This is a genomic window from Aeromonas schubertii (assembly GCF_000820105.1).
In the GTDB taxonomy this organism is placed as follows: domain Bacteria; phylum Pseudomonadota; class Gammaproteobacteria; order Enterobacterales; family Aeromonadaceae; genus Aeromonas; species Aeromonas schubertii.
Map to the genome: position 1 here is coordinate 1 of NZ_CDDB01000021.1, position 22,775 is coordinate 22,775.

General features: G+C 60.2%; 23 protein-coding genes. 12 read left to right on the forward strand and 11 right to left on the reverse strand.

From position 1 onward, the window contains the following. From BN1133_RS20415 to BN1133_RS03945, 3 genes are all read right to left on the reverse strand, one after another. A partial coding sequence (locus BN1133_RS20415) for a hypothetical protein (protein ID WP_231686235.1) occupies nucleotides 1-200 on the reverse strand: 200 nt, incomplete at its 3' end. Next, nucleotides 197-337 (reverse strand): hypothetical protein, encoded by a 141-nt coding sequence (locus tag BN1133_RS20000; RefSeq protein ID WP_157432336.1) that lies wholly within the window; start codon nucleotides 335-337, stop codon nucleotides 197-199. The genes BN1133_RS20415 and BN1133_RS20000, both read right to left, overlap by 4 nt. After that, nucleotides 334-1,458: an ISAs1 family transposase gene (locus tag BN1133_RS03945; RefSeq protein WP_050665253.1), complete on the reverse strand. Its 1,125-nt coding sequence runs from the start codon at nucleotides 1,456-1,458 to the stop codon at nucleotides 334-336. The genes BN1133_RS20000 and BN1133_RS03945 overlap by 4 nt, the downstream gene beginning before the upstream one ends. 259 nt (nucleotides 1,459-1,717) lie before the next feature. Between BN1133_RS03945 and BN1133_RS03950 the strand changes: the two genes are divergently transcribed. After that, a complete protein-coding gene (locus tag BN1133_RS03950; RefSeq protein ID WP_050665254.1) occupies nucleotides 1,718-2,497 on the forward strand; it encodes an AraC family transcriptional regulator in 780 nt (259 codons plus the stop codon). On the opposite strand, the gene BN1133_RS03955 is transcribed toward BN1133_RS03950, so the two are convergent. After that, nucleotides 2,469-2,711, reverse strand: a complete 243-nt coding sequence (locus BN1133_RS03955; RefSeq protein ID WP_153006794.1) for a hypothetical protein — start codon at nucleotides 2,709-2,711, stop codon at nucleotides 2,469-2,471. The genes BN1133_RS03950 and BN1133_RS03955 overlap by 29 nt on opposite strands. A 258-nt stretch (nucleotides 2,712-2,969) precedes the next feature. Here BN1133_RS03955 and BN1133_RS03960 point away from each other — a divergent pair, with 258 nt between their 5' ends. Then, on the forward strand, nucleotides 2,970-4,223 hold the full coding sequence (locus BN1133_RS03960; protein ID WP_050665256.1) for a valine--pyruvate transaminase: 1,254 nt from the start codon (nucleotides 2,970-2,972) through the stop codon (nucleotides 4,221-4,223). Between the two features lie 45 nt (nucleotides 4,224-4,268). Here the strand turns inward: BN1133_RS03960 and BN1133_RS03965 are convergent, their stop codons facing one another. The 7 genes from BN1133_RS03965 to dnaA all read right to left on the reverse strand — a co-directional run bounded on the left by BN1133_RS03965 (nucleotide 4,269) and on the right by dnaA (nucleotide 13,237). Then, nucleotides 4,269-4,712, reverse strand: a complete 444-nt coding sequence (locus tag BN1133_RS03965; protein WP_050665257.1) for an Hsp20 family protein — start codon at nucleotides 4,710-4,712, stop codon at nucleotides 4,269-4,271. Nucleotides 4,713-4,784: 72 nt separating this feature from the next. Beyond that, nucleotides 4,785-5,198 (reverse strand): Hsp20 family protein, encoded by a 414-nt coding sequence (locus tag BN1133_RS03970; RefSeq protein WP_005351577.1) that lies wholly within the window; start codon nucleotides 5,196-5,198, stop codon nucleotides 4,785-4,787. A 164-nt stretch (nucleotides 5,199-5,362) separates the two neighbouring features. Beyond that, nucleotides 5,363-7,036 (reverse strand): AMP-binding protein, encoded by a 1,674-nt coding sequence (locus BN1133_RS03975; protein ID WP_050665258.1) that lies wholly within the window; start codon nucleotides 7,034-7,036, stop codon nucleotides 5,363-5,365. Nucleotides 7,037-7,239: 203 nt separating this feature from the next. Continuing rightward, on the reverse strand, nucleotides 7,240-9,651 hold the full coding sequence (gyrB, locus tag BN1133_RS03980; protein ID WP_050665259.1) for a DNA topoisomerase (ATP-hydrolyzing) subunit B: 2,412 nt from the start codon (nucleotides 9,649-9,651) through the stop codon (nucleotides 7,240-7,242). Beyond that, a complete protein-coding gene (gene recF, locus BN1133_RS03985; RefSeq protein WP_050665260.1) occupies nucleotides 9,648-10,748 on the reverse strand; it encodes a DNA replication/repair protein RecF in 1,101 nt (366 codons plus the stop codon). The genes gyrB and recF overlap by 4 nt, the downstream gene beginning before the upstream one ends. A 2-nt stretch (nucleotides 10,749-10,750) precedes the next feature. Then, on the reverse strand, nucleotides 10,751-11,854 hold the full coding sequence (gene dnaN, locus BN1133_RS03990) for a DNA polymerase III subunit beta (RefSeq protein ID WP_050665261.1): 1,104 nt from the start codon (nucleotides 11,852-11,854) through the stop codon (nucleotides 10,751-10,753). Nucleotides 11,855-11,869: 15 nt separating this feature from the next. Then, nucleotides 11,870-13,237: a chromosomal replication initiator protein DnaA gene (gene dnaA, locus BN1133_RS03995; RefSeq protein ID WP_050665262.1), complete on the reverse strand. Its 1,368-nt coding sequence runs from the start codon at nucleotides 13,235-13,237 to the stop codon at nucleotides 11,870-11,872. A 293-nt stretch (nucleotides 13,238-13,530) separates the two neighbouring features. Here dnaA and BN1133_RS04000 point away from each other — a divergent pair, with 293 nt between their 5' ends. From BN1133_RS04000 to mnmG, 10 genes are all read left to right on the forward strand, one after another. Further along, a complete protein-coding gene (locus BN1133_RS04000) occupies nucleotides 13,531-14,280 on the forward strand; it encodes an amino acid ABC transporter substrate-binding protein (protein ID WP_050665263.1) in 750 nt (249 codons plus the stop codon). Then, nucleotides 14,281-14,949: an amino acid ABC transporter permease gene (locus tag BN1133_RS04005; RefSeq protein WP_136614557.1), complete on the forward strand. Its 669-nt coding sequence runs from the start codon at nucleotides 14,281-14,283 to the stop codon at nucleotides 14,947-14,949. It begins immediately after the preceding gene. 10 nt (nucleotides 14,950-14,959) lie between these two features. Next, complete coding sequence (locus BN1133_RS04010) at nucleotides 14,960-15,694, forward strand: amino acid ABC transporter ATP-binding protein (RefSeq protein WP_050665264.1); 735 nt, start codon at nucleotides 14,960-14,962, stop codon at nucleotides 15,692-15,694. Nucleotides 15,695-15,957: 263 nt separating this feature from the next. Then, the gene (rpmH, locus tag BN1133_RS19530) at nucleotides 15,958-16,092 is read left to right on the forward strand and encodes a 50S ribosomal protein L34 (protein ID WP_005351555.1); all 135 of its coding nucleotides are present in this window, start codon (nucleotides 15,958-15,960) and stop codon (nucleotides 16,090-16,092) included. After that, entirely contained in the window at nucleotides 16,092-16,448 is a 357-nt protein-coding gene (gene rnpA / locus BN1133_RS04015) for a ribonuclease P protein component (RefSeq protein ID WP_050665265.1), read from the forward strand. Before rpmH ends, rnpA begins: the two co-directional genes overlap by 1 nt. Continuing rightward, nucleotides 16,415-16,663: a membrane protein insertion efficiency factor YidD gene (gene yidD, locus BN1133_RS19535; protein ID WP_082177893.1), complete on the forward strand. Its 249-nt coding sequence runs from the start codon at nucleotides 16,415-16,417 to the stop codon at nucleotides 16,661-16,663. The genes rnpA and yidD overlap by 34 nt, the downstream gene beginning before the upstream one ends. 5 nt (nucleotides 16,664-16,668) lie before the next feature. Further along, nucleotides 16,669-18,303, forward strand: coding sequence for a membrane protein insertase YidC (yidC, locus tag BN1133_RS04020; RefSeq protein ID WP_050665266.1), 1,635 nt, complete (start codon nucleotides 16,669-16,671; stop codon nucleotides 18,301-18,303). Nucleotides 18,304-18,383: 80 nt separating this feature from the next. Next, nucleotides 18,384-19,745: a tRNA uridine-5-carboxymethylaminomethyl(34) synthesis GTPase MnmE gene (gene mnmE, locus BN1133_RS04025; RefSeq protein WP_050665267.1), complete on the forward strand. Its 1,362-nt coding sequence runs from the start codon at nucleotides 18,384-18,386 to the stop codon at nucleotides 19,743-19,745. Between the two features lie 163 nt (nucleotides 19,746-19,908). Beyond that, on the forward strand, nucleotides 19,909-20,358 hold the full coding sequence (gene mioC, locus BN1133_RS04030; RefSeq protein ID WP_050665268.1) for an FMN-binding protein MioC: 450 nt from the start codon (nucleotides 19,909-19,911) through the stop codon (nucleotides 20,356-20,358). Between the two features lie 510 nt (nucleotides 20,359-20,868). Next, complete coding sequence (mnmG, locus tag BN1133_RS04035) at nucleotides 20,869-22,758, forward strand: tRNA uridine-5-carboxymethylaminomethyl(34) synthesis enzyme MnmG (RefSeq protein WP_050665269.1); 1,890 nt, start codon at nucleotides 20,869-20,871, stop codon at nucleotides 22,756-22,758. Nucleotides 22,759-22,775 lie beyond the last annotated feature (17 nt).

The following is a 22,775-nucleotide window of genomic DNA, read 5'->3' on the forward strand; positions in this document are numbered from 1 at the left end:
TATCGCTTTTCTTTCGCAGCCGGGTTGGCGTTGCCAACTCGCTGACCATCCGGCGTCATCCGCCGTGCTGGTGAGGGCGCATTATAGGGAGGCACGCCGGGATGGCAAGGGAAAAACAGCGAAAAAACCACACTTTTGTACCGTTCGCTTAAACCACCAACAGACCAACAGCTTTTGCACAGAATTACCCACAGATTCAATTCGCGATCATGTTCAGACCCAATAAAGCGTCGGCCTGAAAGCCCCCCCTCTCATCGAAGTGGCGGGCGATGCTGGTCAGCGCCGGGCTGTAGATGGTTTCAACCACCAGGGGCAGGGCAAGAGCATGAGTGGTCACTCTTTGTTCGCCGCTCTTACCCCTGACAAAATTACTTGTTCGAGATAGTCGCTGTTCATGGCGGCTATCTTCTGCTTACGGCGGATGCTGGCTCGCTTTCCTTCTTCTGCTCTGAGCATGTTCAGTGCCATATGCCTTGCTGTGGCCAGTATCTCGGCGGCATCACCCCGATAAATAGAGCAGGCATCTTCTTTCATGGTGACATCCAAGACCCAGTGCAACTGGTTTTCTATCCCCCAGTGGCTGCGTACCGCATTCGCAAAAGTGGCTCGCTCCAAAGGGGCTGAGCTGATGTAGTAACGATGCTCCAATGACACCTCTCCCTTGCTTTTTTGCTGGTAGCCAACGGCGACCCCCAGCGCTCGCAACCCTTTCCACTCAGGAAAATGGCGGGCTACCTCCTCGGCCGGCATCACATGATATTGCCGCACTTCAACTCTTCCCCGGTTTTGCTCGATACTGGCGATATGCTGCTCTGCCAACACTGGCTTGAACGCCTCACGCACCGCATTCGACAAACGCTCTTGATTACCTTTGACGGCCAACAAGTAATCACCGCCTTGCTCGATAATCTGAGCCGCAATGGCTGTCTGGCAGCCCATCGCATCAATCGATATCAGGCAATTATTGATATCCAACAACGACAACAACGCCGGGATTGCTGTGATCTCATTGGATTTAGCATCGGTTTTCACCTGGCCTAGCACGACACCATTGGCACAGGCAAACGCACTGACCATATGGATGGCTGAAGCCCTGTCATCACGGTGATAGGAGCCTCGCAACACCTTTCCGTCCAAGGCGATAACGTCGCCGTTACTGCGCTGACTTACCGATGTCATCCAACTGAGAAAACAATGCTGAAACTGCAATGGGTCGAGACGGGAAATGACGTGGGCAATCGTGTCATCAACCGGCATGCCATTGAGGAAGAGCTGGCGCTTCTGGAACCAGTCTAGATGGGCGTCACCAAAGTCCTCAATATCTTGCCATCCTTCAGCACCACCGATAACAGCACAGAGCGTCAGAAACAGCACATCAAATAAGGGATAAGCCACTTTGGCGGTTTGCCTTGGGTCTTGGAGCTCGGCAAAGTGCTTAGAGAAGGCGTCGATGGACATGAAGTGGCTCTCCGAAAAGAGAGCATAAGATCACAGCCCGGGACGGCGGTCAAACCCAATGGTTCGCTCAAAAAGCGTTCGCGATCTCGCCCTGCCACCAGGGGAAACATCATCAACAGAATAATGAGCCACACAGGTGGGCAATGCTGTCGAGTCATGATGACACCTCACCTCTATATAACAGAAAGGCGCTCAGTCTAGGGAAGGCTTCTGTGTCGCATTACAATACTGAAGACATTAAACATCAAAAGCACGACACATGGCCTTTATCACCGCGCATAGTTCATTTAACCCCGACGACCAGTCAGCTCCGGTCATCGGCATCGCCGCCGATCTGGGCCAGCACGACTCGGGACGCCATCACCACGCCCGCCATCAACTGCTGTTTGCCAATCAGGGCTGCATCACCATAGAGCTGGCCGACACCCTGTGCGTACTGCCCCCAACCCGGGCGGCCTGGATCCCGGCCGGCACTGTGCACCGCGCCATGATGCGTGGCGTGGTAGCATACCGCTCGCTCTATTTCGCGCAGACGGCGGCGCCCACCCTGCCCCTCGGGGTACTGGAGGTAAACCCCTTGCTGCGGGAGGTGATCGAACGGATGGCCTTCTGGCCCTGGGATATGACGGCGCAGGCGCAACAGAGCCTACTGACGGTGTGCGAGGAGGAGTTGCTGGCTGCCCCGCGCCAGGTGTGGCAGCTACCCTTCCCGCGCGATGCGCGGCTGGCAACCTGGCTGGACGGGGTACGTGGCGGCGCGCTGCCGGAGCGATTGGCTCAGCTGGCCAGCCGGGTGGCGGCCAGCGAGCGCACCCTGGGGCGCATCTTCTTGCGCGAGACCGGCATGTCGTATCAGGCCTGGCGTCAGCAGTGGCGATTGCTGCGGGCGATGGAGCTGCTGGCCGAATCGGGCAACCTGAGCGACACAGCCCAAGCCCTCGATTTTGCCAGCGACAGCGCCTTTATCGCTTTCTTTCGCCAGCACACGGGACAGACCCCGTTGCGCTACCTTAACCACGGGGCTCCTCCGCGGCGCTGACCTCGGTCAGCATCACACTGGGCTCCAACGGACGCAGGTTCTCCATGGCCTCGGCTACCACGGCCGCACTGGCTTCTGCTACCTCACTCTTTACTTCCTGATGCAAGCTTGCCAAATCCAGAGTCGGTCTATCCCCAGTCTCATTGGCGTTAGCGGTCAGAGCCATGGTGGTAAACAGGGCGGCGATCAGGGTCTTCATATTGGATATCTCCATTGGGTTGATTACCCTATGTCTATTCCAAGTCCCGTGCCAAAAATTAACACATTGATTTGATTCAATTTTATCTCAAAACCCGTTCCACAACCCATCACCTTGGTCAACCATTAACCACAGAGTGGTTTTTTTCACCACCTCACAGTTTATGTTCCACGTGGAACGTTCATCTTGCCCGTCGACACCCGCCCCACCGCTGGGATAAGGTGGATCTCCTTCATAACAAAGCAGACGACACACAGGACGGACCCCTACACCATGGACTTCTCCAGCTTCGGCGAGAAATTTACCCGCCACGCCGGCATCACCCAGTTGATGGATGACCTCAACCAGGGGCTGACCAACCCCGACGCCATCATGCTCGGTGGCGGCAACCCGGCCCCCATCCCCGCCATGCTGGAGCAGTTCCAGCAACAGGCGCAGGCGCTGCTGGAGAGCGGCGATCTGGTGCGAGCCATGGCCAACTACGACGGCCCGCAGGGGAAAGATCGCTTCATCCGCGCCCTGGCCGACCTGCTACGCCGCGAACTGGGATGGGAGATCACGGCGCGCAACATCGCCCTGACCAACGGCAGCCAGAACGCGTTCTTCTACCTCTTCAACCTGCTGGCTGGCGAATTTCCGGATGGCCGCAAGAAGAAGGTGCTCTTCCCTTTGGCCCCCGAGTACATCGGCTATGCCGACTCGGCCCTGAGCGAAGACCACTTCGTCGCCTACAAGCCGACCATCGAGAAACTGCCCGAGGGGCAGTTCAAGTACCACGTTGACTTCGAGCACCTGGAGGTGGGCGATGACATCGGCGTCATCTGCGTGTCGCGCCCCACCAACCCCACCGGCAACGTGCTGACCGACGAGGAGATCGAGCACCTGGATCAGATCGCCCGTGCCAAAGGGATTCCACTGCTCCTCGACAACGCCTACGGGGTCCCCTTCCCCGGCATCATCTTCAGCGACGTGAAGCCGTTCTGGAACGCCAACACCATTCTCTGCATGAGCCTCTCCAAGCTGGGACTACCGGGCACCCGCTGCGGCATCGTCATCGCCCAGGAGCCCATCATCCAGGCCATCACCAACCTGAGCGGCATCATCAACCTGGCACCGGGCAGCCTGGGGCCGGCCATGGCAATTCCGATGATCGAGAGCGGTGACATCATCACCCTGAGCGAGCAGGTGGTGAAGCCCTTCTACCGGGAGCGGGCAGAGCTGGCAGTGAAGCTACTGCGTGAGGCGATCCCCGATCCGCGCTTCCACATTCACAAGCCTGAAGGTGCACTGTTCCTCTGGCTCTGGTTCGAAGACTTGCCCATTCACTGCGCCGAGCTCTACCAGCGCCTCAAGGAGAAGAATCTGTTGATCGTCCCCGGTCACTACTTCTTCCCCGGCATCGACGATCCCGACTGGCGTCACAGTCAGGAGTGTATTCGCCTCAACTACGCCCAGAACGAAGACCTGGTGCGCCGCGGCATCGCCATCCTGGCTGACGAAATCAACGCCCTCTACGCCGGACGCTGACACAAAAAAGGCCTGCTGTTGCAGGCCTTTCTCTTTTCACGCCGATCACTCGCCAGCGGGCAATGCCAGGGGCTCGGGCTTGCCGATGGCAATCTGGCGCGGCTTGAGGTGTTCGGGCAGCTCACGGGCCAGTTCGATCTGCAGCAGGCCATGTTCGAGGCGTGCTCCCTGCACCTCTACGTGCTGGCTCAACTTGAACGACAGGGTGAAGTCCCGCTCGGCGATGCCCTGGTGGAGGAAGCGGCGTTCCTCCTGGGCCGGGCGCTTGAGTCCCTTGATGCTCAGGGTGCCTTGCTTAGTCTCGATCTGCAGCTCGTCGCGCTCGAAGCCCGCCACCGCCACTGTGATCAGGTAACGCTCTTGCTCCAGCTTCTCGATGTTATAGGGGGGACATCCGGCGCTCTTCTGTTCGAACAGCCCTTCCAGTTCGCGGGCCATCCGCTCGAAGCCAACCACATTGGGATACAGGGAAGAAAAGTCGATACGCATGTCACTATCCTCATTCAAGCAATAGTCGGGGTGGCCGGGCCCGCAGCGCCCGGCCGGTTCATGTCGTGATAATCAGCCGTTGATGTCGATACGGCGGGGTTTCATCGCCTCGGGCACTTCGCGCACCAGGTCGACGTGCAGCAGGCCGTTCTTGAGGTCGGCGCCCTTGACGCGGACATAGTCGGCCAACTGAAAGCGGCGCTCGAAGCCACGCTCGGCGATGCCCTGATAGAGGTAGTTGCGGCCGCTGTCGGCCTGCTTGCTCCCCTTCACGGTGAGCAGGTTTTCCTGGAAGCTGATCTCGAGCTCCTCCTGGGTGAAGCCGGCCACCGCCATGGTGATGCGGTAGTCGTGCTCGCCGAGCAGCTCGATGTTATACGGGGGATAGCCACCGTTGCCGTTGCTCGCGGCCGATTCAATCAGGCTGGCGAGACGGTCAAAACCGATGGCGGAACGATAGAGCGGAGAAAAGTCGAAATTACGCATGCTATTACCCTCATGTGAGCGATAACGGATGATGGCCCTCCGGTTGGACGGGCTAACTGGTCGAAACCCCTGTCGGGCATTTCGGCCTTATCACCTATGTAGGGATGTCCTCATCGGCTTTCAAGGGGAGAATGCAAAAGAGGGCCGCAGCCCTCTCTCGTCCTTCAGCGGGTCATCAGTTCGGCGTCCATCATCTCCTTCATGCGAAACTTCTGCAGCTTGCCGGTCACCGTCATGGGGTACTCCTCGACGAAGCGAATGTATTTGGGCACCTTGAAGTAGGCGATGCGCTCCTCCAGATAGGCGCGCAGTGCCCCCTCGTCGAGCAAGGCGCCGGCCTTGAGACGTACCCAGGCGCACACCTCCTCCCCGTAGCGATCGCTGTCGACACCGAACACGGCGGCATCTTGCACGTCCGGGTGGGTGTAGATGCGATCCTCGATCTCCTTGGGGTAGATGTTCTCGCCACCGCGGATGATCAGCTCCTTGAGGCGGCCCACCACCTGCACGTAACCCTCCTCGTCCATCAGGCCGAGATCCCCCGAGTGCAGCCACCCCTCATCATCTATGGTGGCCGCCGTCTTGGCCGGGTCTTCCCAGTAGCCCAGCATGACGTTGTAACCGCGACAGCAGATCTCCCCCCGTTGGCCCACCGGCACTGTGTTGCCCTCCAGGTCCACCAGTTTGATCTCGGTGTGGGGCAGCACCCGGCCCACCGTGGTCACCCGCTTCTCCAGTGGCGCGTCGATGGCGGTCATGTGGTTGATCGGGCTGCACTCGGTCTGGCCGTAGGCGATGGTCACCTCGGTCATGTGCAGCAGGCTCTGCACCTTGCGCATCAGGTGCTCCGGGCAGAGGGCGCCGGCCATGATGCCGGTGCGCAGGGAGGAGAGGTCATAACGCTCGAAGTCGGGCAGCGCCAGCTCGGCGATGAACATGGTCGGCACCCCGTGCAGGGCGGTGCAGCGCTCCTCACTCACCATGGCGAGGGTCTCGGCTGCATCGAACGACTCGGCCGGGAACAGGGCGCAGGCGCCGACGCTGAGGCAGACCAGGTTGCCGAGCACCATGCCGAAACAGTGGTAGAGCGGCACCGGGATGCAGAGGCGATCTTGCTCGCTAAAAGCCATGCCGGCGGCCACCAGCCTGGCATTGTTGAGGATGTTGCTGTGAGTCAGGGTCGCTCCCTTGGGGTTGCCCGTGGTGCCCGAGGTAAACTGGATATTGATGGGGTCGCTCGCGGTGAGCGTCGCGGCCACCCGCTCCAGCTCGGTCCGGGGTGTAGCATCGCCACGTGCCTGCAGATCGGCGAAATTGAGCATGCCCGCCGTGGCGCCACTCCCCAACCGGATCACCCACTCCAGGCTCGGCAACAGGGCAGAGCACAGGGCCCCGGGGGCACACTGTTCCAGCTCGGGGGCCAGGGTCTGCAACATGGCCAGATAGTCGCTGCCCTTAAACCCCTCGGCACAGATGAGGGCACGGCAGCCCACGTTGTTGATGGCGAACTCCAGCTCACTGCGCCGATAGGCCGGGTTGATACAAACCATGATGGCGCCGATACGCGCGGTGGCGTACTGCACCAGGCACCACTCGATGTTATTGGGGGACCAGATCCCCACCCGGTCGCCGGGGCGGATACCGATGGCGAGCAGGCCGTGAGCAACCCGGTCGACCTCGCTCAGGTAGTCGCGCCAGCTCCAGCGGATCTGCTGGTGGCGCACTACCACGGCGGGGCGGTCGGGATAACGGCGGGCGATGTCGACGAGCTGCTCGCCGAGGGTGAGGTCGATGAGGGGCATCTCCTCGCCCCCCTTTCGATAGCTGAGCATTGTCATGTTGGCTCCTTGCCTGGGTAGAAAGATGCCTACTGCACGGCTGGCGTATAAGGTGCCATGTTAAGTTAATGTAAAAGCACACCTTCCAACAGCCGACTTTGGTCGCAACCCGTTGCCTGCCCCATGTTTCACGTGGAACGTGCCCACCAAAAACAAAAGCCGGTCACAGGGACCGGCTTTCTCATGCTTGGCGTATCGGACGATTAGACGTCGAGGTTGGCAACCCGCAGGGCGTTGGTCTCGATGAAGTCACGACGCGGCTCAACGGCGTCACCCATCAGGGTGGAGAAGAGCTGGTCGGCGCCGACGGCGTCTTCGATGGTGACACGCAGCATGCGGCGAGTCTCCGGATCCATGGTGGTTTCCCACAGCTGCTCCGGGTTCATCTCACCCAGTCCCTTATAACGCTGGATATAGATGCCGCGCTTGCCTTCACCCATCAGCCACTCGACCGCCTCGACGAAGCTGGTGACCGGCTTGACCTTCTCGCCACGCTTCACGAAGCCGCCTTCCTCGATGAGGTTGGCGATCTCCTTGCCCAGGGCAACCAGCTGTTGGTACTCCGGGGATTGCAGGAAGTCGTGGCTGAGCGGGAACTCGCGCTCGATACCGTGCTGGCGAACCAGGGCGACCGGGATGAAGAGGCTGCGCTCCTCGTCACGGCGCGGCACCAGGTTGTACTGCACGCCGTTGGTGCTCTCGTTCAGCTTGAGGTTGACGGCATCACACCATGCCTTGAGGGCGGCCTCATCGACCAGCAGCTCGTCGCTCAGGGCCGGGTGATAGATCAGCTGATCCAGTACCGCCTCGGGGGCACGGCGTGACATGCGGCCGATCAGACTGGTCACGGAGCGATACTGATTGACCAGACGTTCCAGCGCGCTACCCGAGATGGCCGGGGCCGACTCGTTGACGTGCAGGCTCGCCTCGTCCAGCGCCATGGTGGTCTGGTATTGCAGCAGGGCGTCTTCGTCTTTCAGGTACTGCTCCTGCTTACCCTTCTTGACCTTGTAGAGCGGCGGCTGGGCGATATAGACGTAGCCACGCTCGATGATCTCGGGCATCTGACGATAGAAGAAAGTCAGCAGCAGGGTCCGGATGTGGGCACCATCGACGTCCGCATCGGTCATGATGATGACGTTGTGGTAGCGCATCTTGTCCGGATTGTACTCGTCGCGGCCGATGCCGCAGCCGAGTGCGGTGATCAGGGTGCCGACCTCCTGAGAGGAGATCATCTTGTCGAAGCGCGCCTTCTCCACGTTCAGGATCTTGCCCTTGAGCGGCAGGATGGCCTGGTTCTTCCGGTTACGACCCTGCTTGGCGGAACCGCCCGCAGAGTCACCCTCGACGATGTAAAGTTCAGAGAGCGCCGGATCTTTTTCCTGGCAGTCGGCCAGCTTGCCGGGCAGGCCGGCGATGTCCAGGGCACCCTTGCGACGAGTCATCTCGCGCGCCTTGCGGGCCGCCTCACGGGCACGGGCCGCGTCGATTATCTTGTTGACCACGATCTTGGCGTCGCCCGGGTTTTCCAGCAGGAAGTCGGCCAGCTTGTCGGCCATGGCCTGCTCGACGGCGGTCTTCACCTCCGAGGAGACCAGCTTGTCCTTGGTCTGGGAGGAGAACTTGGGATCCGGCACCTTGACCGAAATGACCGCCACCAGGCCTTCGCGCACGTCGTCGCCGCTGGCGGAGGTCTTGGCCTTCTTGCTGTAGTCTTCCTTGTCCATGTAACTGTTCAGGGTACGGGTCAGGGCGGCACGGAAGCCGGCCAGGTGGGTACCACCGTCACGCTGCGGGATGTTGTTGGTGAAGCAGTACACCCCTTCCTGATAGCCGTCGTTCCACTGCATGGCGACTTCGACACCGATGCCATCCTGGTCGGCGCTGAAGTGGAACACCTTCTGATGGATCGGGGTCTTGCTCTGGTTCAGGTACTCGACGAAGGCCTTGATACCGCCCTCGTAGCAGAAGTGCACCTCACGGCCATCACGCTCGTCGGTCAGCAGGATGGAGACACCGGAGTTGAGGAAGGAGAGCTCGCGCAGACGCTTGGCCAGGATCTCGTAGTGGAACAGGGTATCACTGAAGATGGTCGGGCTCGGCCAGAAGCGCACCTCGGTACCCGTGGTGGTGGCATCGCCGATCTGCTTGAGGGGCGCCTGCGGCTCGCCCAGCTTGTAGGTCTGCTCGTAGACATGGCCCTGACGGCGGATGGTCAGCTTGAGGGTGTCGGAGAGGGCGTTAACAACCGAGACACCGACCCCGTGCAGACCGCCAGAAACCTTGTAAGAGTTGTCGTCGAACTTACCGCCCGCGTGCAGCACGGTCATGATGACCTCGGCGGCGGAGCGACCCTCTTCCGGGTGGATGTCGACCGGAATGCCACGACCGTTGTCGCGCACCGAGACGGAACCGTCGGAGTGAATCTTGACCTGAATCTCGCTGCAGTAGCCGGCCAGAGCCTCATCGATGGAGTTGTCGACCACTTCGAACACCATGTGGTGCAGGCCCGAGCCATCGTCCGTGTCGCCGATATACATCCCCGGGCGCTTGCGGACCGCATCCAGGCCCTTCAGTACCTTGATACTCGAGGAGTCGTAAGTGTTCTCACTCATAGCTTACTCTCTGCCTTCTTGGGTTCGGAGATCTTGCCTTGTTCCACGTGGAACAACTTGCACTCGCCGGCGTCCATCATGTCGGCCAGCTGCTCGATGTCGATGGTGGTGATAAACACCTGGGAGGCACACTCCCTCAGCCGGGCCGCCAGCAGGCGACGCTTCTCGACATCCAGCTCCGAGGCAAAATCGTCAATTAAAAAAATGCAGCCACGGCCACTCTGCTCGCGCAGGAATACTCCCTGTGCCAGACGCATGGCACACACCAGCAGCTTGAGCTGGCCACGGGAGAGAATATCCTGGGCAGGCACACCATTGGCCTTGAGGCGAACATCCGCCTTCTGGGGACCCACGCCGGTATAGCCGAGCGCTCTGTCCCGCTCAAATCCCGCCACCAGCAGTTCGTCCAGCGGCGTCTCTTTTTCCCAACCCCGGTAGAAGCCGAGGCTGATCTCAAATTCGGGCAGAAAATCTGCCGTCATCTCCCGGATCAGGGGAGAAATGGCCTGACAGTAGTTGGCGCGTAGCTGGGCCAGTTCATCGCCGAGGCGAGCCAACTCCTGATCCCAGAATGCCAGTTGGCGGTACTGAGTGGCGGTACGCAGCAGGGCATTGCGCTGCTTGAGCAGTCGCTTGACCCGCCCCCACAGGCTCAGGAAACCGGGTTCACTGTGAAACAGACCCCAGTCGAGCCAGGCTCGCCGTGGCGGTGGTCCACCGGTCAGCAGATTGAATCCGTCGGGGTGGATAAGCTGCACCGGCATCAACTCGGCCAGCTCGGCCAATGCCTTGGCCGGTGCCCCGTCGATCCTGAGCTGGGTCTCCCCGCTCTTGTCCTTGGAGAGACCGACCGGTATCGCCTCATCCTCCCGCTCCATGCGGGCAAACAGGGTGAAGGCCTTCTCTCCCTGGCGGATCACCCGACCGGTGAGGTGGGTGCGAAACGAGCGTCCCAACCCCAGGTAGTGGATCGCCTCCAGCACGCTGGTCTTGCCACTACCGTTGCGCCCGATCAACACATTGAGACCGGGCGCCAGATCCAGAGCGGCCTGTTCGATATTACGGAACTGGCCAATCTGCAGCCGGGAGAGGGTCACGACTAGATCCGCATCGGCATGACGATGTACTGGGCGTCCTGACTCTCCAGATCCTCGATGATGGCGCTGCTGATGGAGTCGCCCAGGCTGATCCGAATCTGCTCGCATTTTAACGTATTCAGCACGTCGAGCACATAAGAGACGTTGAAGCCGATCTCCAGCTCACCCGCCGCATACTGGACGTCGAGCAGCTCCTCGGCCTCCTCCTGCTCCGGGTTGTTGGCGGTGATGCGCAGCAGGTTCTCCTGCAGGTTCAGACGCACGCCCCGGAACTTTTCGTTGGAGAGGATGGCGGCACGGGCAAAGGCCTGACGCAGATCTTCACGACCCGAGATGAGCGCCTTGTCGTTACCGCGCGGGATAACCCGACGCCAATCGGGGAAACGGCCGTCCACCAGTTTTGAGGTGTAGATAAAGCCATCCAGCACGGCGCGCAGATTGCTGCGACCAACCTGCAGGCGAACCGGCTTCTCTTCGGCCTCGAGCAGGCGTACCAGCTCCAGCACCCCTTTGCGCGGCAGTATGACCTGATGATCGGGCAGCGCATCCTGCACCACCTCACGCCGACAGGTGGCCAGACGGTGGCCATCGGTGGCGACGGTGCGCAGCCCCAGCCCCTCGGTCTCGAACAACATGCCGTTGAGGTAGTAGCGCACATCCTGGCTGGCCATGGAGAACTGGGTCGCCTCGATGAGCCGCTTGAGCTCCAGCTGGCTGATGTCGAACTCGAGCACGGACTCCCAGTCCTCGATATTCGGATATTCGCTGGCCGGCAGGGTAGAGAGGTTAAAGCGGGAGCGGCCGGAACGGATGATGAGGCGCTCCCCTTCAGTGGTGAGGTGGATGTCGGCCCCTTCCGGCAGGCCACGGCAGATATCCAATAGCTTGCGGGCCGGTACCGTGGTGCGGCCGTCTTGACTCGCGCCAATCAGGGGGACCTGACCGACCATTTCGACTTCAAGATCCGTGCCGGTCAGCGACAGTGAGCCATTACTCACGTCGATCAACACGTTGCCGAGAATGGGCAAGGTCGGTCGGCCACCGAGGGCGCCGGACACCAGTTGCAGGGGACGTAACAGGGCCTCGCGGCTGATTTCGAGCTGCATCTGTGTTCTCCGTTATCAGGAAGAGAGGGTGCGGATCAGGTTGGAGTAGTCTTCCTTGATGTCGTGACTCTCCTCGCGCAGCTGCTCTATCTTGCGACAGGCGTGCAGCACTGTGGTGTGGTCACGGCCACCGAAGGCGTCGCCAATCTCGGGCAGGCTGTGGTTGGTCAGCTCCTTGGCCAGGGCCATGGCGAGCTGACGCGGGCGCGCCACGGAACGAGAACGGCGCTTCGAGAGCAGATCCGCCACCTTGATCTTGTAGTACTCGGCCACCGTCTTCTGGATGTTGTCGATGGTAACCAGCTTCTCCTGCAGGGCCAGCAGATCGCGCAGGGCCTCGCGCACGAAGTCGATGTTGATGGCACGGCCGGTGAAGTTGGCGTTGGCGATGACCCGGTTGAGGGCCCCTTCCAGTTCGCGCACGTTGGAGCGCAGGCGCTTGGCGATGAAGAAGGCCACCTCGTCGGGAAGATGGATCTTGTTCTCTTCCGCCTTGCGCATCAGGATCGCGACCCGGGTCTCCAGCTCAGGGGGCTCGATCGCCACGGTCAGGCCCCAGCCGAAGCGGGACTTGAGTCTGTCCTCCACCCCGTCGATCTCCTTGGGATAACGATCCGAGGTGAGGATGATCTGCTGATTGCCTTCGAGCAGGGCGTTGAAGGTGTGGAAGAACTCCTCCTGGGAGCGCTCCTTGTTGGCGAAAAACTGGATGTCATCGATGAGCAGGGCATCCACGCTACGGTAGTAACGCTTGAACTCCTCGATGGCGTTGTTCTGCAGCGCCTTCACCATGTCCTGCACGAACCGCTCGGAGTGCATGTAGATAACCTTGGCATCCTGCTTGCGGTCTTTGATGGCATTACCCACCGCATGGAGCAGGTGAGTCTTACCGAGACCGGTACCGCCGTAGAGGAAGAGCGGGTTGTAGGCCCCACCGGGGTTATCGGCCACCTGACGGGCCGCCGCGCGGGCCAGCTGGTTCGACTTACCCTCGACGAAGTTGTCGAAGGTATAGTTCACGTTGGTGTTGCTCTTGTGATTCGGTTCGGGTTTGGCTTCCGGCTTGTTATCCCAGCTCTTTTGCGGGTTATGCACAGGGGCACTACCCCGTACCGGGGCACGGGCTACCACGGGATTGGTACGACTGCCGATGTCGAAGCGCAGGGCCGGGCCATCGACGCCACACAGCTCCTTGATGATGCCGTTAACGCGGATCAGATACTTGTCTCGTACCCAGTCGAGCACGAAGCGATTCGGGGCATACAGGGTCAGAGTATCTTCACTCAACTCCGCTTGTAGCGGCCGGATCCACATGCTGAATTCTGCCGAGGGCAACTCATCTTGCAGCCGGTTAAGGCACTGCTGCCATAGCGAAGCAGTCACTCTAAACTCCCGTAAAAGTGTTGAACCAAAGACCGGCTATTGTACGTTTTCGGGGGGGGGATCTCCAGCGATCGCCTCCGGGATCCAGCAAATAAGATCCTTGACTTTCAAGGATCCACGCCCCCCGAATCGGGATTCATCCCCAAAGTTACCCACAGGAAGATCAGACTCACGATCCTGAAAAAATGGTTATGTTATATAACCAAGGCGTCTTTATAGAAAGACGTTTATTCCAATAGCATGGCCACCAACCGCACGACATAACAACAAATCAGACACAGAGAGGTAATTCCATGTCCATCAAGCTGATTTCCGGCGCCGCCATCCTGCTGGCCGCTCTTTCCACCGGTGTTCATGCCGAGACCATCAAGGTCGGCATGTCCGGCAAGTACTTCCCGTTCACCTTCGTCAAGCAAGACAAGCTGCAAGGGTTCGAGATCGACATGTGGAACGAGATCGGCAAGCGAACCGGCGACCAGGTCGAGTTTGTGACCGCCAGCTTCTCCGGCCTGTTTGGTATGCTGGAAACCGGCAAGATCGACACCATTTCCAACCAGATCACCATCACCGACGAGCGCAAGGCCAAGTACGCCTTCTCCCAGCCCTACGTCTACGACGGCGCCCAGATCGTGGTGCGCAAGGGCAACGATACCATCCACGGGTTGACCGATCTGGCCGGCAAGAAGGTGGCGGTGAACCTGGGGTCCAACTTCGAGCAACTGCTGCGCAAGAACGATCCCGAGAAGAAGATCGACATCCGCACCTATGACTCCGCCTTCGAGCAGGATGTTGCCCTGGGCCGAATCGACGCCTTCGTGATGGACCGCGTCTCCACCGCCCAGCTGATCAAGGAGTCCAAACTCCCCCTGCAGCAGGCCGGTCAGCCGTTCGAGACCATAGAGAACGCCCTCCCCTTCCTGAAGAACCCGGAGCAGGAGGCACTGCTGAAGAAGGTCGACGGCGCCCTGACTGCCATGCGTGCCGACGGCACCCTGCGCCAGATCTCCGAGAAGTGGTTTGACGCCGACATTACCAGCAAATAAATGATGGAATTTGACGTCGACTACACCCTGGGGCTGTTTCCCATCCTGCTCAAGTATCTGGGCACCACGATGGAGATGGCCCTGTGGGGGTTCGCTATGGCACTCGTACTGTCGCTGATCCTGGCGATTGTACGGGTGTTTCGCGTTCCCCTGATCCACTGGCTGGCCATGCTCTATATCTCCTTCTTCCGGGGGACACCGCTGCTGGTCCAGCTGTTTCTGCTCTACTATGGCCTGCCCCAAGTCTTCCCGATCTTCGTCGGGATGGATGCCTTCACGGCCGCCGTGGTGGGCCTCACCCTGCACTTCGCCGCCTACATGGCCGAATCGATCCGCGCCGCCATCCTCGGCATCCACAAGAGCCAGATGGAGGCAGCTCTCAGCATCGGCATGAGCCGGCTACAGGCGATGCAACGCATCATATTGCCCCAGGCGGCCCGCATCGCGTCGCCGTCTCTGATGAACTACTTCATCGACATGATCAAGAGTACCTCGCTCGCCTTCACCTTCGGGGTGGCCGAGCTGATGGGCAAGGCGCAGATGGAGGCCTCTTCCTCCTTCCGCTTCTTCGAGAGCTTCATGGCGGTGGCACTCATTTACTGGGTGGTGGTGATCGTCTTCACTCGCCTGCAGCACCTGCTGGAGCTGCGTCTCAACCGGGCTTATTGAGGAGGCCGCCATGATTAAACTGACCGGCCTGCGCAAGGCTTATGACGGCAAGACGGTACTCGACGGCATCGATCTGGAGGTAGGCAAGGGCGAGATTGTGGTCATCATAGGTCCCTCCGGGACCGGCAAGTCCACCCTGCTGCGCTGCCTCAACCTGCTGGAGACGCCGGATGCAGGCCAACTGGCCATCGACGATCTCAATATGGATTTGGCCAGGGCCAGCGATCGCCAGGCCATCGAGCTGCGCAAGCGCGCCTCGTTCGTGTTCCAAAACTACGCCCTGTTTGCCAACAAGACAGCCCAGGAGAATATCGCCGAGGGGCTGGTGACCGTGTGGAAGCAGCCACGCGCCGAGGCCAATGCCACCGCGCTCGGGATCCTGCGCGACATCGGCCTCGAGGAGAAGAAGGATGCCTACCCCTCTTCCCTCTCCGGGGGCCAACAGCAGCGCGTGGGCATAGGGCGGGCCATGGCGGCCCACTCCAAGGTGATCCTGTTCGACGAGCCCACCTCGGCCCTCGACCCCGAGTGGGTCGACGAGGTACTCGGGCTGATGAAACAGCTGGCGCGTCGTCACCAGACCATGGTGGTGGTGACCCACGAGATCGAATTTGCCCGGGAAGTGGCGGATCGGGTGATCTTTATGGAAGGGGGCCGCATCGTCGAACAGGGACCTCCCGGCGAGATCCTGGTCGACCCCAAGGATCCCAGAACCCGCACCTTCCTGCGTAAAGTACTCAAGTAGACTCTGTGTTTGGCGGCGAAAGCCGCCTTTTTTCGCAGAGGATCCTTGTGCCTGTGCGGGCAGCCAGTATAATCCGGTGCCCGCGATCCACCGGGATCGTGCGTTGGCAGAGCCGCAAGGTGATGTCGGCAATCCCCGGCGGATTGACTAAAAGCCGAACTCTGTTTAGAATTCGGCCTCTTTTGCTAGTCGTCACACGCTGTTAGCTGGCGCGTCGGCTAAAGTGTGACAATCAAAACTGTACAGTAAGACGGTAGAAAATCATGAAACGTACTTTCCAACCCTCCAACCTGAAGCGCAAGCGCACTCACGGTTTCCGCGCTCGTATGGCCACTGCCAACGGTCGTAAAGTTCTGGCCGCTCGTCGTGCCAAGGGTCGTGCTCGCCTGGTAGTTTAATGCCAACGCACACCTTCCCCCGGGAGTTACGTCTGTTAACTCCCGATCATTTCAAGCGTGTATTCGCAGAGCCTGTCCGGGCCGCTTCACCGCAATTAACCCTCCTCGCTGTTCCCAATTCTCTCGACCATCCCCGACTCGGTCTTGCCGTGCCCAAAAAGGCGCTCAAGCGTGCCGTCTGGCGCAACCGTGTCAAACGAGTCGTTCGCGAGAGTTTCCGTCTCAAGCAGCATCAACTGCCGGCCATCGACATCGTCGTGATCGCCAAGGGTGGTGTACGCGAGATGGATAACGAGGAACTGTTCAAGTTACTGGAAAAGCTATGGCGCACCCTGTCACGCCGTTGCAATGGGTAGCCATCAAGCTGATACGTCTGTATCAACTGGTGATCAGCCCCCTGCTGGGACCCCGTTGTCGCTTTACCCCGACTTGTTCTCAATACGCGATAGAAGCAATCCGACTTCACGGTTTCATAACTGGCATTTGGTTAGGCGGTAAACGTCTATTAAAATGCCACCCCTTATCCGAGGGTGGTTATGACCCGGTTCCGCAACCCAAGCGAAGAAACTGACGACTATGGAATCTCAACGCAATCTACTTCTGATCGGCCTGCTGTTCGTGAGCTTTCTGCTCTGGCAACAGTGGGAAGCCGACAAGGCGCCGAAGCCGGTGCCCACTGTCGCGGCCCAGGCCGAGCACTTTGTCCCTGCCGGTCAGTCCGCTGACGTCCCCCAGGTTGCCGAGCAGGCCAACGCCGCCCGCAAGCTGATCACCGTCTCCTCCGACGTCCTCAAGCTGACCCTGGACACCCAGGGTGGCGACATCGTCAAGGCCGAGCTGCTGGCTCACAGCCTAGAGCAAGGCAAGGATCAGCCGTTCGTACTGCTGGAAACCGGCAAGCACCTCTACATCGCCCAGAGTGGCCTGATCGGTCGTGATGGCCCGGATACCCGTCCGGAAGGCCGCCCCACCTACAGCACCGAGCAAACCAGCTATACCCTGGCCGATGGCCAGGAGAGCGTGGTGGTGCCCATGAGCTGGACCAACGACAAGGGCGTCACCTTCACCAAGGAGTTCGTACTCAAGCGTGGTGACTACGCCGTTGGCGTCGACTTCAAGATCGACAACAAGAGCGAGCAACCGGTACAGGTGCAGTTCTATGGCCAGCTGAAGCAGACCATTGCGACCCCCGAAGGTCAGCAGGGTCACGCCATGGTGGCCAGCGCCTACCGTGGTGGTGCCTTCTCCACCGCGGACACCCGCTACAAGAAGTACTCCTTCGACGAGATGAAGGAAGCCAACCTGGAGAAGAGCACCCAGGGTGGTTGGGTTGCCATGCTGCAACACTACTTCGTGACCGCTTGGGCTCCCCAGGCCGATCAGAGCAACACCTTCTATACCCGCGTGGTCGACAACAACCAGCAGGCCATCATCGGCTATAAGGCTCCTGTGGTCGACATCGCCGCCGGCGCTACCGCTGAAGTGGACGGCAAGCTGTGGATCGGTCCCAAGCTGCAGGATCAGATGGCCAAGGTAGCCAACCACCTTGATCTGACCGTCGACTACGGCTGGCTCTGGTTCATCGCCCAACCCCTGCACTGGCTGCTGACCGTGTTCCACGGCCTGGTACAAAACTGGGGTCTGGCCATCATCATGCTGACCCTGCTGGTGCGCGGCATCATGTTCCCGCTGACCAAGGCCCAGTACACCTCCATGGCCAAGATGCGCATGCTGCAGCCCAAGCTGGCCGCCCTGCGCGAGCGCTTCGGTGACGATCGCCAGAAGATGTCTCAGGGCATGATGGAGCTCTACAAGAAGGAGAAGGTCAACCCGCTCGGCGGCTGTCTGCCCATCCTGATCCAGATGCCCATCTTCATCGCCCTCTACTGGGCACTGATGGAATCGGTCGAGCTGCGCCATGCACCGTTCGCCCTGTGGATCCACGACCTGTCGGTCAAGGACCCCTACTTCGTGCTGCCGCTGCTGATGGGTGCCTCCATGTGGTTCCTGCAGAAGATGAGCCCGACCACCATCACAGACCCGATGCAACAGAAGGTGATGAACTTCATGCCGATCATCTTCACCTTCATGTTCCTCTGGTTCCCGGCCGGTCTGACCCTCTACTGGCTGGTGAGCAACGTCATCTCCATCACCCAGCAGACAATCATCTACCGTCAGCTGGAGAAGAAGGGCCTGCATACCCGCAGCTAACCCTGAATCCGATGACAAAAGGCGGCCTTGTGGCCGCCTTTTTTATTACAATGAGCCCCATCAGGACGGAGTGAAGATTGATGAGTACAGAGACTATTGTGGCCCAGGCCACCCCTCCCGGCCGTGGTGGCGTCGGCATATTGCGCGTCTCGGGCCCACTGGCCGAACGGGTCGCCGAGCAGGTGCTGGGCCGCCTTCCCCGGGTGCGCTATGCCGAATACCTCCCCTTTCGCGATAGCGGCGGCGAGGTGCTGGATCAGGGCATAGCCCTGCTGTTCAAGGCCCCCAACAGCTTCACCGGCGAAGATGTGCTGGAGCTGCAGGGGCATGGCGGCCCCGTCATTCTCGACATGCTGATGCGCCGCATTCTGCAGATTGACGGGGTTCGCCCGGCACGCCCCGGCGAGTTCAGCGAGCGCGCCTTCATGAACGACAAGCTGGACCTGGCCCAGGCCGAGGCGATCGCCGACCTCATCGAAGCCTCCAGCGAGCAAGCCGCCCGCAGCGCCATGCACTCCCTGCAGGGGGAGTTCTCAAACCGTATCCACCGGCTGGTGGAGAGTCTGATCCGCCTGCGCATCTATGTGGAAGCGGCCATCGACTTCCCCGACGAAGAGATCGACTTCCTCTCCGACGGCAAGGTGGCAGGAGATCTCTACGCCATCATGGACGATCTCGAGAGTGTGCGCTCACAAGCCAAGCAGGGTGCCCTGCTGCGTGAGGGGATGAAGGTGGTGATCGCCGGCCGTCCCAACGCCGGCAAATCGAGCCTGCTCAACGCCCTGGCCGGACGCGAATCGGCCATCGTCACCGAGATCGCCGGTACCACCCGTGACGTGCTGCGCGAGCACATCCACATCGATGGCATGCCGCTGCACATCATCGACACCGCCGGTCTGCGCGAGACAGATGACCAGGTGGAACGAATTGGCATAGAGCGCGCCTGGGCCGAGATAGAGCAGGCAGACCGGGTGCTCTTCATGGTCGATGGCACCACCACCGACGCGGTGGACCCGCGCGAGATCTGGCCGGATTTTGTGGATCGACTGCCGCGCCACATTGGCCTCACGGTGATCCGCAACAAGGCCGACCTGACCGGTGAGGATCTGGCTCCTGGCGAGGAGCAGGGCCACCCCGTCTACCGCATCTCCGCCAAGACCGAGCTGGGGCTGCCCGCCCTGCGCGAACACCTCAAGGGGATCATGGGTTTCCAGAGCAACACCGAGGGGGGCTTCATGGCCCGTCGCCGCCACCTGGACGCCCTGGAGCGTGCGGCCGAGCGCCTGCTGGTGGCCAAGGAGCAGCTCGAGGTGTTCGTCGCCGGCGAGCTGGTGGCCGAGGAGCTGCGCCTGGCCCAGGAATCCCTCAGTGAGATCACCGGAGAGTTCAGCTCCGACGATCTGCTGGGACGTATATTCTCGAGTTTCTGCATCGGAAAATGATGAATGAGGGGCGCCAGCCCCTCTTCTTTTTCCTCCCCGCCCCCAAACACCAGCCAGGGGGGTGGATCGTTGAACGATCTCCTTATCCCCACGGTTTAGCCATATTTATCCACATGAGTTGGGAGTAGAATCCGCCCACACTCACTGTAAACAGGATCTATCCATGGCTCACGTCCATCTGGTGATCGGCTCCATGCTGGGAGCTGCCGAGTATGTTGCCGAACACGTCGCCGGCCTGCTGGAGCAAGCCGGGCACCAGGCCACCGAGCACAATCCGGCGCGTCTCGACGAGGTTCTTGCCGATCCCGACGGTATTCTCCTGGTGGTCACCTCCACTCATGGTGCGGGTGACGTGCCCGACAACCTGCTGCCCTTCTCTTCGGATCTTTCCCTTAAAAAACCGGATCTTGCAGGTCGACGCTACGGCGTGATCGCACTCGGTGACAGCAACTACGACACCTTTTGCGGCGCCGGAAAGCAGCTGGATCAACAACTTTGCGAACTTGGGGCCAGCCGGATCGGTGAGCGCCTCGAGATCGACGTGACTCGCCACGAGATCCCGGAAGATGCCGCCGAGCTCTGGATCCAGGAGTGGATACCCCTGATCGGATGATCAGTAGTCATGGATCGCGCCCACCGGGCCGATCGCCTTCGACCACGGCGCGATCCCCTGTCCACTCACTTATCAACAGATCCGCTCCGGATCACTTTTCACACGCTTACCCACACACCTATCCATCCATGTGGATAAACACCCTTCAAACCTCTTAAAAACCTATAGTTATCCTAATAACAACCCATGACTCGGATTTAGTTTGTGCATAAGTAGGCCAGTTGTCCCCCGGCTTCTGCCCCCCGGATCCAAGCTTTTCCACAGCTGACGATCGAGCTTAACGCCATGATCTTTCTGATCAAAAAGTGCTTATCAACAGATCTCGCCGGATCTAATAAAAGATCCAACAGAAGATCGATCTAAAGATCCTTAAGATCTATTTAGCGGATCCTGGATCTATATTGGACGTTAAGTAGACGTTCCCCTCCTGCCCTTAAACGGATAGAATGTTCCGCCTTTTTACGCCCAGGCAAACAGAGATCTTCAGGCGTTCCGATCAAGGTGATCCAGATGCAATACCATGAACAATTTGATGTGATCGTCGTCGGTGGCGGTCACGCCGGTACCGAAGCGGCCACGGCAGCGGCTCGTATGGGGATGAACACCCTGCTGCTGACCCACAATATCGATACGCTGGGGCATATGTCGTGCAACCCGGCCATCGGTGGGATCGGAAAAGGACATCTGGTTAAAGAGATCGATGCACTGGGCGGGATCATGGCGCGCGCCATCGATCATGGGGGGATCCAGTTCCGCACCCTCAACTCTTCCAAAGGGCCTGCAGTACGAGCGACTCGTGCCCAGGCCGATCGCCTGCTCTACAAGGCGGTCGTACGCCAGATGCTGGAGAATCAGCCAAACCTGAAGATCTTCCAGCAGGCGTGTGACGATCTCGTCATGGATGGTGACAAGGTCGTCGGTGTCGTGACCCAAACCGGGATCCGCTTCAGCGCCAAGGCGGTCGTGCTGACCGTGGGGACCTTCCTCAACGGGCTGATCCACGTCGGTCTCGAGAACTACCGGGGTGGTCGCGCCGGGGATCCGCCCTCGATCGCCCTGGCCCAACGGCTGCGTGAGCTGCCTCTTCGTATCGATCGTCTCAAGACGGGGACTCCGCCCCGCATCGATGCCCGCAGCGTCGACTTCTCCGTGATGCAGGAACAGCCGGGAGATACGCCGACACCGCTCTTCTCCTTCATCGGCGAGGCCAGCCACCACCCGCGCCAGATCTCCTGCTTCGTGACCCATACCAATGAGCGCACCCATGATGTGATCCGCGGTAACCTGGATCGCAGCCCCATGTACGCCGGGGTGATCGAGGGGATCGGTCCACGCTACTGCCCCTCCATCGAAGACAAGATCATGCGTTTTGCCGACAAGACGTCGCACCAGATCTTCGTCGAGCCCGAGGGGCTGACTACCCACGAACTCTATCCGAACGGCATCTCCACCAGTTTGCCGTTTGATGTACAGGTGCAGATCGTCCGCTCGATCCGCGGCTTCGAGAATGCCCATATCACTCGCCCCGGCTACGCCATCGAGTACGACTTCTTCGATCCCAGGGATCTCAAGGCCAACATGGAGAGCAAGTTCGTGCCGAATCTCTTCTTTGCCGGCCAGATCAACGGTACCACCGGCTACGAAGAGGCCGGTGCCCAGGGGCTGCTGGCGGGGCTCAACGCCGCCCTGCGCGCCCAGGAGAAGGATCCCTGGCATCCGCGCCGGGATCAGGCCTACATGGGCGTGATGATGGACGATCTCTCCACCCTGGGAACCCGCGAACCCTATCGCATGTTCACCAGCCGTGCCGAGTACCGCCTGCTGCTGCGTGAAGACAACGCGGATCTGCGCCTCACCCCTGCCGGCCGCGAGCTGGGCCTGGTCGATGACGAGCGCTGGGGCAAGTTCAACCAGAAGCTGGAGCTTATCGAGCAGGAGCGTCAGCGTCTGCGCAGTAGCTGGATCCATCCCCAGCATCCCTCCCTGCCCGCCATCAACGAGCTGGTCACCACTCCCCTCTCCCGTGAGCACTCTCTCGAGGAGTTGATCCGTCGCCCTGAAGTGACCTATGAGGCGTTGATGGGGATCGAGGGGGTTGGCCCCGGCCTGGAGCACGCCCAGGCCGCCGAGCAGGTGGAGATTCAGATCAAATACGCCGGCTACATCGAGCGTCAGCAGGACGAGGTGGAGAAGCAGTTGCGCAACGAGCACACCCTGCTGCCGCTGGATCTCGATTATCGCGACGTCAACGGTCTCTCCAACGAGGTGGTGGCCAAGCTCAACGATGCCAAGCCCCAGACCATAGGTCAGGCCTCGCGCATATCCGGCATCACACCGGCGGCCATCTCGATTCTGCTGGTACACCTGAAAAAACACGGCCTGCTGCGCAAGAGCGCCTGAGGATTCATACGGTTGGA

Coding starts and splice junctions, on each gene's coding strand:
- BN1133_RS03945 (WP_050665253.1), bottom strand. CDS start 1,458: ATGTCCATCGACGCCTTCTCTAAGCACTTTGCCGAGCTCCAAGACCCA.
- BN1133_RS03950 (WP_050665254.1), top strand. CDS start 1,718: ATGGCCTTTATCACCGCGCATAGTTCATTTAACCCCGACGACCAGTCA.
- BN1133_RS03955 (WP_153006794.1), bottom strand. CDS start 2,711: ATGGAGATATCCAATATGAAGACCCTGATCGCCGCCCTGTTTACCACC.
- BN1133_RS03960 (WP_050665256.1), top strand. CDS start 2,970: ATGGACTTCTCCAGCTTCGGCGAGAAATTTACCCGCCACGCCGGCATC.
- BN1133_RS03965 (WP_050665257.1), bottom strand. CDS start 4,712: ATGCGTATCGACTTTTCTTCCCTGTATCCCAATGTGGTTGGCTTCGAG.
- BN1133_RS03970 (WP_005351577.1), bottom strand. CDS start 5,198: ATGCGTAATTTCGACTTTTCTCCGCTCTATCGTTCCGCCATCGGTTTT.
- BN1133_RS03975 (WP_050665258.1), bottom strand. CDS start 7,036: ATGACAATGCTCAGCTATCGAAAGGGGGGCGAGGAGATGCCCCTCATC.
- gyrB (WP_050665259.1), bottom strand. CDS start 9,651: ATGAGTGAGAACACTTACGACTCCTCGAGTATCAAGGTACTGAAGGGC.
- dnaN (WP_050665261.1), bottom strand. CDS start 11,854: ATGCAGCTCGAAATCAGCCGCGAGGCCCTGTTACGTCCCCTGCAACTG.
- BN1133_RS04000 (WP_050665263.1), top strand. CDS start 13,531: ATGTCCATCAAGCTGATTTCCGGCGCCGCCATCCTGCTGGCCGCTCTT.
- BN1133_RS04005 (WP_136614557.1), top strand. CDS start 14,281: ATGATGGAATTTGACGTCGACTACACCCTGGGGCTGTTTCCCATCCTG.
- BN1133_RS04010 (WP_050665264.1), top strand. CDS start 14,960: ATGATTAAACTGACCGGCCTGCGCAAGGCTTATGACGGCAAGACGGTA.
- rpmH (WP_005351555.1), top strand. CDS start 15,958: ATGAAACGTACTTTCCAACCCTCCAACCTGAAGCGCAAGCGCACTCAC.
- rnpA (WP_050665265.1), top strand. CDS start 16,092: ATGCCAACGCACACCTTCCCCCGGGAGTTACGTCTGTTAACTCCCGAT.
- yidD (WP_082177893.1), top strand. CDS start 16,415: ATGGCGCACCCTGTCACGCCGTTGCAATGGGTAGCCATCAAGCTGATA.
- yidC (WP_050665266.1), top strand. CDS start 16,669: ATGGAATCTCAACGCAATCTACTTCTGATCGGCCTGCTGTTCGTGAGC.
- mnmE (WP_050665267.1), top strand. CDS start 18,384: ATGAGTACAGAGACTATTGTGGCCCAGGCCACCCCTCCCGGCCGTGGT.
- mioC (WP_050665268.1), top strand. CDS start 19,909: ATGGCTCACGTCCATCTGGTGATCGGCTCCATGCTGGGAGCTGCCGAG.
- mnmG (WP_050665269.1), top strand. CDS start 20,869: ATGCAATACCATGAACAATTTGATGTGATCGTCGTCGGTGGCGGTCAC.